The following is an 11667-nucleotide window of genomic DNA, read 5'->3' on the forward strand; positions in this document are numbered from 1 at the left end:
CATGCTTCGCAATCTGATGATCGCCGCGTCGTCGCTGGCGCTCGCCGCCTGCGCCACCGGCCCCGACTATGCCGCTCCCCAGACGCCGTCGGCGGCGGCGGGCAAGTTCGTCGCCGCCACCGGTCCCGCCGTGGACCCGCTCGCGCCGGTGCAGGGCGAGTGGTGGAAGCTCTACGACGATCCGGTGCTCGACCAGCTCATCGCCGACGCCCAGGCGGCCAACACCGACATCCGCGTGGCGGTGGCCCGGCTCGATCGGGCACGCGCGTCGTTGCGGGCGGTGAAGACCGACCGGCTGCCCGATGTCGGGGTCGGCGCAGGCGCTAATTATGGCCGCTCGCCCGCCGGGCAACGCGCGCCGGGTGCGCCGCGTGAGGACTGGTCGATCGATGCGGGGCTCGAGGTCTCGTACGAGGTCGATCTGTTCGGCCGGGTCTCGCGCGGCGTCGAGGCGGCGCGTGGCGATCTCGGCGCGGCCGAGGCCGATGTCGAGGCGGTGCGTGTCGCGATCACCGCCGAGACCGCGCGCGCCTATGCCGATGCGGCGGCGACGGCGGAGCGGATCGCGGTGGCCGAGCGCATCGTCGCCTTGCTCGACCGTTCGCTGGGGTTGACCGAGCGGCGGCATCAGGTCGGGCTGACCACCAGCCTCGATACCGCGCGGATCGCGACGCTGCGCAACCAGCGCCGCGCCGACATCCCCGCGCTCGCCGCCGAGCGCGACGCGGCGCTGTTCCGCCTCGCCACGCTTACAGGCCGCGCGCCCGCGGACCTGCCCCGGATCGCGGCGCAGCGCGTCGCGACGCTGCGGCTCGACCAGCCGATCCCGGTCGGCGACGGCGCACAGTTGCTCGCGCGCCGTCCCGACGTCCGCGCGGCCGAGCGCCGGCTCGCGGCATCGACCGCGCGGATCGGCGTGGCGACCGCCGATCTCTATCCGCGCATCACCTTCGGTGCGTCGATCGGCTCGACCGGGCCCGATATCGGCGACGTCTTCGGCGGCGGCCCCCTCCGCTGGCTACTCGGTTCGCTACTCGATTGGTCCTTCACCGACCACGCCCGCGCTCGTGCGCAGGTCGCGGGTGCGGAAGCCGATAGCCGCGCCGCGCTCGCCGAGTTCGACGGCACCGTGCTGCGCGCGCTGCAGGAGACCGAGACGGCACTGTCGGCCTATGCCCGCACGCTCGACCGGCGCATTGCGCTTCAGGCCGCGCGCGACGCTGCCGAGAAGGCGGCGCGGATCGTCCGTGCGCAGCAGCGCGAAGGGCAGGTCGACGGCCTCGTCCTGCTCGACGCCGAGCGCAGCTTCGCGGAAGCGGAGGCCGAGCTGGCCGCGATCGACGCCGGGATCGCGACCACGCAGATCAACCTGTTCAAGGCATTGGCGGGCGGCTGGGGGGCGCGCGCGGCCAGCTGATCCGTCTCGTTTGTTGGTAATAAGGAGGTCATGTCCACTGTAGCACATCGCGCAGTGGACATGGCCTCTTTGCGCGATATGGTTGTGCCGGAGTTTCCGAACGGATCCGATCAATCAGAACTGGAGAGCGCGATGAGGGCAAGCCGGGGGATGTTGCTGTTATTGGCCGGGACAACGTTGTCCATGGGCCTCATTCTTTCCCCCGCCGCAACGGCGCAGAACAGCCCGGCCTCGACCGCCAATCCGGCGAACTGGCCCGCTGCCAAGAGCGTCGGCCTGGTCGACCCGGCGACCGAGAAGAAGATCGACGATCTGCTCGCCAAACTCTCGATCGAGCAGAAGGTCGGCCAGTTGATTCAGGCCGACATCAACGCGATCAGGCCCGAGGAGCTGCGCCAATATCCGATCGGCAGCGTCCTGGCGGGGGGCAGTTCGCCGCCGCTCGACGCGCCCGACCGCTCGCCGATCGGCCCCTGGCTCGCCACGGCGCAGGCGTTCCGCGCGGTCTCGCTGGAGGCGCGGCCGGGCTATGTGCCGATCCCCAACATCTTCGGCATCGATGCGGTCCACGGCAACAGCAACATCGTCGGCGCGACGATCTTCCCGCACAATATCGGGCTGGGCGCCGCGAACGACCCCGTGCTGATCGGCAAGATCGGCCGTATCACCGCGATCGAGACGGCGGCGGCGGGCATGGACTGGGCGTTCGGCCCGACGCTGGCCGTGCCGCAGGACGATCGCTGGGGCCGCGCCTATGAAGGCTATTCGGAAAAACCCGATATCTCGAAAGCCTATGCCAAAGCACTGATCGACGGGCTTCAGGGCGCACACGCTTCGGGTACGATCCAGAAGGGCAATGTCGCCGCATCGGCCAAGCATTTCCTGGGCGATGGCGGCACCAGCGGCGGCATCGATCAGGGCGACACCAAGGTTGATGAGAAGACGCTGATCGCGACCCATGCCCAGGGCTATGTCTCGGCAATCGATGCCGGGGTGATGACGGTGATGGCGTCGTTCAACAGCTGGAACGGCGAGAAGATGCACGGCAACCGATCGATGCTGACCGATGTGCTCAAGACCAGGATGGGCTTCGACGGCTTCGTCGTCAGCGACTGGAACGGGCATGTCCAGATCGCGGGCTGCTCCGCGACCGATTGCGCGCGCGCGATCAATGCAGGCGTCGATATGCTGATGGCACCCGACACGTGGAAGGGGCTGTACGAAAGCACGCTCAAGCACGCCAAAGACGGCACGATCCCGATGCGCCGGATCGACGACGCGGTGCGCCGCATCCTGCGCGTCAAGTTCAAGCTCGGCCTGTTCGATGCGCCGCGCCCCTATGACGGGCGCGCGGAATTGCTCGGCGCGCCCGAGCATCGCGCGGTGGCGCGCGAAGCGGTGCGCAAGTCGCTGGTGCTGCTCAAGAACGAAGGGAGCGTGCTGCCCATTCGTGGCGGCGCGAAAGTGCTGGTGGCGGGCGCAGGCGCCAACGACTTCGCCTCACAGGCGGGCGGCTGGACACTGAGCTGGCAAGGCGACGGCAATGCGCGCAGCGATTTCCCCAACGGCCAGACGATCTGGGAAGGCATCGACGAGACCATGCGTGCGCAAGGCGGCACCGCGACGCTCAGCGCCGACGGCAGCTTCACGGCCAAACCCGATGTCGCGATCGTCGTGTTCGGTGAGGCGCCCTATGCCGAGATGCGTGGCGACATCCGCACACTCGAATTCGAGCCGGGCGACAAGGAGGCGCTGGCGGTACTTAAGAAGCTCAAGGCGGCGGGCATCCCGACCGTCTCGGTGTTTCTCTCCGGCCGTCCGCTCTGGGTGAACCCGGAACTCAACGCGTCGGACGCATTCGTCGCGGCCTGGCTTCCGGGCAGCGAGGGTGGGGGTATCGCCGACGTGCTGATCGGCGACACGGCGGGCGAGCCGCGTGACGACTTCCGTGGGCGGCTCAGCTTCTCCTGGCCGAAGACTGCGGGGCAGTTCGTGCTCAACCCCGTTCAGCCGGGTTACGATCCGCTGTTCGCCTATGGCTTCGGCCTGAACTATCGCACGCCGGGCAAGCCGCTCGGCAGACTGAGCGAGGTGTCCGGCGTCGATGCCAGCCTGTCGAACCGGACGATCTTCTTCGCGCGCGGTGTGGCGCCCGCGCCCTATGCCATGCCGCCGGTTGCCGGGATTACCCGCAGCGCGGTCGATTCGGCGACTCAGCAGGAAGGCGCGATCCGCCTGAGCTGGAGCGCGCCTGCCGCATTCACGCTGACCGGGCCGGAAACCGACTGGTCGCGGGAGAGCAATGCCGATCTGTCGCTGCACATCGTCTATCGCGTCGACGCCGCGCCGACCGTGCCGGTCGAAATCGCGATCCCCGACAGCGCCACCGGCAAGGGCCTGTCCGCGGCCGCGATGTTCAGCCGCCGGCCGGGCGAGTGGCAAACCGCGACGCTCGGTCTCAAATGCTTCGCCAAGGTCAATCCCGACCTGCGCAAGGTCGCGGCGCCGCTGCGGATCGCCGCCGCCGGGCCGTTCGCGCTCAGCATTTCGGATGTGCGGATCGTGTCGGATCCGCACGAGAGCCGCTGCCCCGAATAGCGATACCAGCCATCGAAGATTCGACCCTGCGGGATCAGCAGGAGACGCGCGACATCAGCCAGTGAGCCGTCAATCAGCGCCATCCCACCCGGTGTGCGCCGTCGGGCTGGTCCCTGAACACCGCGCGCTTACCGGTGAACCGTTCGATCACGTCGCGCGCGGTCAGGCTGTGCTGGCTCGGTTTGACGGTGGTGAAGACGCCGCCGCCTGCAAGTGCGAACGGAAGAAGCAACTGATCCTGCAGATACGGACCGGCGAACGCGGCGGACTCGAGATAGCCGGCCATCCGCCCCGCCGCCTTGCGCGCCACGGCCTCGGCCGGCACGCCAAGCTGCCCGAAACCGCTCACGATCTCGGCCACATGCTCGAACCCGGCCTCGATCAGGACGATGTTGCCCGGCCCCTGATCCTCGGGCAGCTGGCGCACCGCGAAGATTTCCTCGGGCCAGTCAAGCGCCTGGCGCGCCGCCTTGATCTCCCGATCGGCGATCCGATAGGGGATGCCCGCGACCAATGCCGTGACCGATCGTTCGCGCAGCGCACCGCGATCGATGCATTCGATCGGGGTCAATGACGCCGGGGTGATGTCCACCTCGATCCGTCCGCCACCACGCGGGTAGAAGCCGTGCCGCACCAGCCGCGCCTCGACCGTCGGTCCCATCCGATTGAGGATCGGAAGAAAGGTCCGCTCGATGAACTCGAACGGCGGAGCGAGCATGTTGTGCGTGCCCCCTTCGAGAACGAGCCGCGAGGGCGCATCGGCAAGGACGAGCGGCATCAGCAGCGTCTGGAGCACCAGCCCCGTGCTGCCCGCCGTCCCTACCGCGAAGCGATATTCGCCGGGCACGACTTTGCCCGGCATGAAGGCGATCTCGGACGCCCCCACCGCCAGCCCCTCACACATCGCGTTGCCGAGCACGCACGCGGCCTCCACCGCGGTGACGTGCTGGCGCATCAGCCCGGGCTTCGAACGCTTGCCGCGCGCGTTGATGATGCGGAAGGGCTGGCCGGTGATCAGCGACAGCGCGCACGCATTGCGCACCACCTGTCCCCCACCCTCGCCTTCCGATCCGTCGATGACAATCATGAATTCACCAGTTCGATAAAGAGTTCGTCGGCACGCTCCGCCCATTCGGACGAAGGCGCGCGCGCCGCCAGTTCGGTGGCGCGGCCCAGCTCGTCTGCGATCAGCGCGTCGAGCAGGGACACACGCGTGCCGTTGCTGCGCTCGTTGGTCCGCGCCTTGGCCTCAACCAAAGCAGCGATCGCCGCCTCGGCTTCTGCCGTCAGATCCGCGAGCGCGACCAGCGCCTGCAGGTTCATTGGCGGACGCTGGTGGGGATGCAGGCGCAGCACGCGGATCGCGAGCGCGGGGCGGAGCGAATAGAAATACCGCTTCACCGCCACATCGTCGTCGCCGTCGAGCCAGTGGTCCGCAGCCGTCCGCCCGAGCCGCGCATAGTGATGCGCGAGCGCCCGGGCATCGAGCATCGCGTCCGCCAGCGCAGCGAACTTCGCGACAAACGGATCGTCCGGGCGATAGCGGATCGGGGATTCGATCCACTCGCTAACCACCGCGTTCGACTTGAGCAGCAGGCCGAACGCCTTGCGCACGTCCCACCCGTTCAGATCGATCTCGTCGACGATCGGCCGTTCGATCACGTCGCGGCCCGGCTGAAGCGACAGATACCAGTCGCGCGGGCGGACATAGATGAAGCGGACATCGTAGTCGCTGTCGGGCGAGGGAAAGCCCCAGGCGCGCGAACCGGATTCGACCACCATCAACACGCGCACGCCATCCTCGCGTTCAATAGCGCGCAGGCGGGTCTCGACTTCGCGGCGCACGTCGGGCGCGATGCTGGGGTTCAGATCAATGGCGGTCATTCCAATTCTCTTCGTTCCATTCGGTCGATTCCGGTGCCGGAATAAAAACTCGTGGGGTCATACAGTCGTCTTGTCGCGTGCCGATCTCGGCGCCGCACTGGCAGATCATGTTCGGTCCGGAAATTCCGGAGACGCCACAGCAGCCACCCAGCTGGCGGCGGTTGCGTGTCTCGTGGATCAGCCCCGTCAAGTCTTCCGGATCCAGCCAGTATTGCGGCACGAAGTGCAGCGGATGCCCAGCTTCGGTGTAGAACCAAGGAGTCGGCTTCCATGCCTTGAACGCTGTTCCGCGGGGGACCAGCGGATGCCGATCCAATATGCCGGGGTGCGCCACCGCCGGATCCTTGCCTGACGCGATCGTCAGCGGCGCGGACAGGCGCGCATGGCAATGCTTGCAATAAAGCGATTTGCGCACGCGCGCCTCCCCGATGCGTCGCAGGCCTCAACCCTTCACGCACACCACCTGTTTCAGCGTGTGGACGATCTCCACCAGATCGGCCTGGGCGGCCATCACGGCTTCGATCGGCTTGTAGGCGCGCGGCGTCTCGTCGATTACGCCCGCGTCCTTGCGGCACTCGACCCCCGCGGTGTCTCGGATATGCTCGTCGAGCGTCACCAGCTTCTTCGCCTCGGTACGCGACATCACGCGCCCCGCACCGTGCGAGCAGCTGTCGAAGCTGTCGGCATTGCCGAGGCCGCGGACGATGAACGACTTGGCCCCCATCGATCCGGGGATGATACCCATCACGCCCTTCGCCGCACGAACCGCACCCTTTCGCGTGACCAGCACATTCTCACCGAAGTGATTCTCGCGCTGGACGTAATTGTGGTGGCAGTTCACCGCTTCGGCCTCCGCCTCGAAGGGCTTGGCGATCTGGCCCCGGAGCGCGGTGATGACATTGGCCATCATCACGCGCCGGTTGAGCGCCGCGAAGTCCTGCGCCCAGCCGACCGCTTCGACATAGTCGTCGAAATGCTCGGTCCCCTCGGGGAAATAGGCCAGATCCTCGTCGGGCAGGTTGATGTGCCATTTGCGCATGTCCTGCTTCGCCAGTTCGATGAAGAAGGTGCCGATCGCATTGCCCACGCCGCGCGATCCCGAATGCAGCATCACCCACACCCGCGCCTCTTCATCGAGGCACAGCTCGATGAAGTGGTTGCCGGTGCCGAGCGTACCGAGATGAACCAGATTGTTGGTCTTCTCGAGCTTTGGGTATTTATCGACGATGCGCTGGAAGCGCGCAGCAAGCGTCGCCCACGCCTCGACGATCGGCGCCGGGGGCATTCCCCATGCGCCCTTGTCGCCGCGCTGGCCGCGCCCGACCGAACGGCCGTGCGGGACGGCGCGCTCGATCGCGCTGCGAATGCCTTCCAGGGTGTCAGGCAAGTCGTGCGCCATCAGCGAGGTGCGCGCCGCCATCATGCCGCAGCCGATATCGACGCCAACCGCCGCCGGGATCACCGCGCCCTTGGTCGGGATCACCGAGCCCACGGTCGCGCCGATGCCGACATGCACGTCGGGCATCGCGGCCACATGCTTGAAGACGAACGGCATCTTCGCCGCACGCGCGAGCTGGTCGCGCGCCTTGTCGTCCACGGGCACACCGCGGGTCCAGCTCTTGATCGGCACGCCACCCTCGACATGCTGGTATTCGAAATTCTGGGTCATGCCGACCTCCTGCTTTCTATCATGGTGCCGACGACGAGATGTGGCGAGACGTTTTCCCTGAGCTACTCGGCTGTGCCGGGGCGGGCTCGAACCGCCGACCTCCCGCCTTGCGGCGGGTGCTCTGACCCATATAGTCCCACCGGCATTCGCCGGCCTGGCATTGGTACTGGCGACGAGATTGGCGGGACGTCCGGGCCGAAGCCCGGCGGGGACTCGAACCCCTCGGCCCGAAGGCCTCTACCGATGTAGTCCCGCCGGCATTCGCCAGCTTGTTGGTGTCACGGCGACGAAGATTGACCAGACGGTTTACGCGCTCTGCCGCTGAGCTACGGGCCCCCATTGGTGGACCCGGCGGGATTCGAACCCGCGACCTCGGGATTACGGTTCCATGTAGTCCGGCCGGCATTCGCCGGAGAAAATTCGTGGGCCGTGGCGACGAGAGTTGGTGAGACGATGCGTCCTTAAGCTACCTCCAATGGGCGGGATTTGAACCCGCATCTCCCCGGTGCCTTGCAGCGATCCTGGGCGCTTTACTCTCCAGACTATCGTGGTGGATGTAGTCCCACCAGCATTCGCCACGGCCCTGTATTTGTTCAAACCTCCACTTGCTTGACGATGCGCACCCAGTCGCGCGTCTCGCCACGGGCGAAGCGTGCAACGGTGTCGAACACCGCGTCGGAGAAGCCTCCGACATTGAGAATGTCAGCCCGCCCGGTGGCCTGGGTGGTCCCGTAGGGCTGGATATCGATGCACACGAGCTTCGCGCCCGAATTGCGCCGCTTGATCTTGTCCCACTGGCGCATCGTCTCGGTCGTGCCGCGGCGGTTTGCGTCCACCCACGACTCATTGTCCGAAACGATCACCACCAGGTCGACCGCCGCATTCTCCGACACGAGCTGCGCCAGCGGTGCCGTCACATTCGTTCCGCCGCCCCCGACCGCCGCCAGCTTCGTCGCGTTGACGGCAAGACGGGCACGCGGATCGAGGTTCAGGCGAACCACGCACTGCTCGAATGGCAGCACGCGCGCCTGCGCGTTGGTCCGCAGCATCGCCGAAGCGACCAAAGCCGCGATGTCGATGCAGCGCACCTTGGTCGTGGCGCCCTTGCGGACCCCGGTGACCGGCGAGTTCATCGACCCCGAGACGTCGGGGCACACCACCACGTTGCCGCGGATCACCGGAACGTTGCGAAGCGACGTTTCCAGCGCATCCTCGAGCGCGGCCTGGACCTTGAGCGGAACGCCCTCGCCGGCGGAGTTCAGCGCGACCATCAACTGGTAGGGCAGAACCCTTGCCTTAGTGAGCGCCTCCGGATCGGCGAGCCGTTCAGCGACCGCCTCGGCCACCCCCTTCACCCCGAACGCGCCATTGCGCGCCAACGTGTTGAGGTTGATCCGCAGCGCCTGCCAGCCCATCCGCCCAGCCAGCTCCCCCCACTGCACGTCGCGCAGCGGAAAGGCGGTCAGCCATTCGAACGGCACCGGCGGCAGCGTGATCCCTCGCGGGTTGTTCTTCCACGTCTCGAACGCGGCGATCTCGGCGGGCAAAGCGGCGACATCGTACGGCTTGCCGATCAGCCAGCCGTAAAAGGCACGCCGCTCCGCATCCGCGGGCTTCGGGTGAACCATCCGCACGATGTCGGCGAGCGAGGGCGAATTGCCCGTCGCGGCCGCCATCAGGTCGCGCATCGACGCCTGCTCCAGCCAGCGCTGGACCAGCCGCTTCGGACGCGAGCCGAGCGAGGTGCGCCCGACCTGACCCGAGCGAAGGATCTGCACGAAGTTGCGCAGCATCCGGCCATTGTCGATCACGCGGTCAAAGACGCGGACCGACAGGTCCGGATCGGCAATCGTCATCCACGCGGCGATCAGCGCCGGCATGTCCTTCATCGCGCCGGACTTGCGGGCATAGGCCGCGACCTGCGCCGCATAGAGCGGATCGACCGCGGCAAGCGCGTCGAGCGTCTGCTTCAGCTGCTCTTCAGCGGTCGTGTAATAGGCATCACCGAGCGTTCCGGTCGCGGCGAGCTGCGCAAGCAGCACTTCCGGCTCATAAGCATAAGCGGGCGCGCCCTCCCGGTTGACGGCATTCGCCGCCGGCAGGAGCTTCGCAATCGCAGTGGCGAAGAGGCCCTTGTTGGCCATGGCACTTCCCTTTTCAAATCCTTCGCAGGTTCCGGGGCGGCCGGCCTATTCCGGCCGCCCCTGCCTCTGCGCTGCCGGCCAATCGTGCCGACGGGGTAGAGATTGCAGACCGCGTGCCAGCTTCTAAAGACAGGAACGGGAAATCACCTAATATATTGATTATACAGTATTTATTATCGCGCCTTGGCTGCAGACCTCTCATGCAGCGCCTTAAACCACCTTAGAAAACTATCGATTGCGATACATATTTATACATTTGTATAAGTCAGGCATGAAACCCTTGGTCGTCATCGGCTTCCTCGGCTCGACTTTGGATGCGAGCCAATTCGGCCCCTCGCGCTGGAGCAAGTGGCGTCCGTCGGTGGCACTGACCATGCACGAGGATCTGCGCGTCGACCGCTTCGTGCTGCTCCATGGCAGCAAGCACAGCCGGCTCGCCGACTATGTCATGGCGGATATCGCCGCTGTTTCACCCGAGACGCGGCTGGAACCGCAGCAGATCGAGTTTGCGGATCCGTGGGATTTCGAAGAGGTCTATGGCAAGCTGCTCGACTTCGCGCACAGCTACGCCTTCGATCCGGAGGCCGAGGACTATCTGATCCATATCACGACGGGCACTCACGTCGCGCAGATCTGCCTCTTCCTGCTTACCGAAGCACGCTATCTGCCCGGCCGGCTGCTCCAGACCCAGCCCGCGGCCAAACTCGAGAGCGGCACCGCACCTGGTCGCTGGACCGCCATCGATCTCGATCTGTCACGCTATGATAGCATCGCCACCCGCTTCGCCGCCGCGAGCGCCGAGAGCAGCTCGTTCCTGAAATCGGGGATCGAGACTCTCAACCCCGGCTTCAACCGGATGATCGATGAGATCGAGCATGTCGCATTGCGCTCCAAGGCGCCCATCCTGCTCATGGGGCCGACCGGTGCGGGCAAAAGCCATCTCGCGCGCCGGATCTATGAACTCAAGCGCTTCAAGCACCAGATTGCCGGCACATTTGTCGAAGTGAACTGCGCGACACTCAAGGGCGACGGCGCGATGTCGGCGCTGTTCGGGCACCGAAAGGGGGCATTCACCGGCGCGATCGCCGATCGTCCAGGACTGCTCCGCGCTGCGGACAAGGGGATGTTGTTCCTCGATGAGATCGGCGAGCTCGGACTCGACGAGCAGGCGATGATTCTACGTGCAATCGAGGACAAACGGTTCCTGCCGGTCGGCGCGGACAAGGAATCCAGTTCAGAGTTCCAGCTCATCGCCGGCACCAACCGGGACTTGGGTGCCGCCGTGGTAACGGGCGCATTCCGCGAGGACCTTTTCGCCCGGCTCAACCTCTGGACGTTCGAGTTGCCCGGCCTTGTCGAGCGCCGTGAGGACATCGCGCCCAACCTCGATTACGAACTCGACCGGTTCGCGCAACGTGAGGGCGAGCGCGCCAGCTTCAACAAGGAGGCACGGCAACGCTATCTCGCTTTCGCGACGGGACCGGATGCCCATTGGCCGGGTAATTTCCGCGACCTCGCGTCGAGCGTTACGCGGATGGCCACCCTCAGCTCCAAGGGACGGATCGACATGGAGTGTACCGATGCGGAGATCCAACGGCTGAAACGCCTCTGGTCCGGCCAGCACGAAGGCGGTGGCGGTGCGTTGATCGACCTCCTCCCGCCCGATGCACTCGCCGAGATCGATCCCATCGACCGTGTGCAATTAGCCGAGACAGTTCGTGTCTGCAGGCGGAGCCGCTCGCTGTCCGAAGCCAGCCGCACCCTCTTCACGGCCTCACGCGCACGTCGCAGCACGACAAATGATGCCGATCGCCTGCGCAAGTATCTCGCACGCTTCGGACTGGATTGGGCGACCGTGCAATCCCGTTGAGTAGTTTCCGGCAACGCACGCTTTGGGCCAAGGACGCTTCGCACGGTCCATGACCGCTATAAGGGCACGGAGCGTGCCAACGGTC

At 66.2% G+C, this 11667-nt stretch carries 8 protein-coding genes and 1 tRNA gene; 3 read left to right on the forward strand and 6 right to left on the reverse strand.

Going from position 1 to position 11667, the window contains the following annotated elements; translation table 11 throughout:
* Position 1: 1 nt before the first annotated feature.
* Complete coding sequence (locus AC07M1_RS14735) at positions 2–1417, forward strand: efflux transporter outer membrane subunit (RefSeq protein ID WP_495163380.1); 1416 nt, start codon at positions 2–4, stop codon at positions 1415–1417.
* 183 nt (positions 1418–1600) lie between these two features.
* Entirely contained in the window at positions 1601–4015 is a 2415-nt protein-coding gene (locus AC07M1_RS14740; protein WP_495163381.1) for a glycoside hydrolase family 3 protein, read from the forward strand.
* Positions 4016–4088: 73 nt separating this feature from the next.
* Here AC07M1_RS14740 and rtcA read toward each other — a convergent pair whose 3' ends face one another.
* From rtcA to AC07M1_RS14770, 6 genes are all read right to left on the reverse strand, one after another.
* Positions 4089–5102, reverse strand: a complete 1014-nt coding sequence (gene rtcA, locus AC07M1_RS14745) for an RNA 3'-terminal phosphate cyclase (RefSeq protein ID WP_495163382.1) — start codon at positions 5100–5102, stop codon at positions 4089–4091.
* Positions 5099–5899 (reverse strand): nucleotidyltransferase domain-containing protein, encoded by an 801-nt coding sequence (locus AC07M1_RS14750; protein ID WP_495163383.1) that lies wholly within the window; start codon positions 5897–5899, stop codon positions 5099–5101. Before AC07M1_RS14750 ends, rtcA begins: the two co-directional genes overlap by 4 nt.
* Positions 5886–6314, reverse strand: a complete 429-nt coding sequence (locus AC07M1_RS14755; protein ID WP_495163384.1) for a hypothetical protein — start codon at positions 6312–6314, stop codon at positions 5886–5888. Before AC07M1_RS14755 ends, AC07M1_RS14750 begins: the two co-directional genes overlap by 14 nt.
* A gap of 27 nt (positions 6315–6341) precedes the next feature.
* A complete protein-coding gene (locus AC07M1_RS14760) occupies positions 6342–7568 on the reverse strand; it encodes an RtcB family protein (protein WP_495163385.1) in 1227 nt (408 codons plus the stop codon).
* 71 nt (positions 7569–7639) lie between these two features.
* A tRNA-Cys gene (locus tag AC07M1_RS14765) sits at positions 7640–7713 on the reverse strand.
* Between the two features lie 448 nt (positions 7714–8161).
* Complete coding sequence (locus tag AC07M1_RS14770; protein WP_495163386.1) at positions 8162–9712, reverse strand: vWA domain-containing protein; 1551 nt, start codon at positions 9710–9712, stop codon at positions 8162–8164.
* Between the two features lie 271 nt (positions 9713–9983).
* On the opposite strand from AC07M1_RS14770, the gene rtcR reads away from it, so the two are divergent.
* Positions 9984–11582, forward strand: coding sequence for an RNA repair transcriptional activator RtcR (gene rtcR / locus AC07M1_RS14775; protein ID WP_495163387.1), 1599 nt, complete (start codon positions 9984–9986; stop codon positions 11580–11582).
* The last annotated feature ends 85 nt before the right edge of the window (positions 11583–11667 follow it).

The organism is Sphingomonas sp. GW821-FHT10C01, from assembly GCF_059415525.1.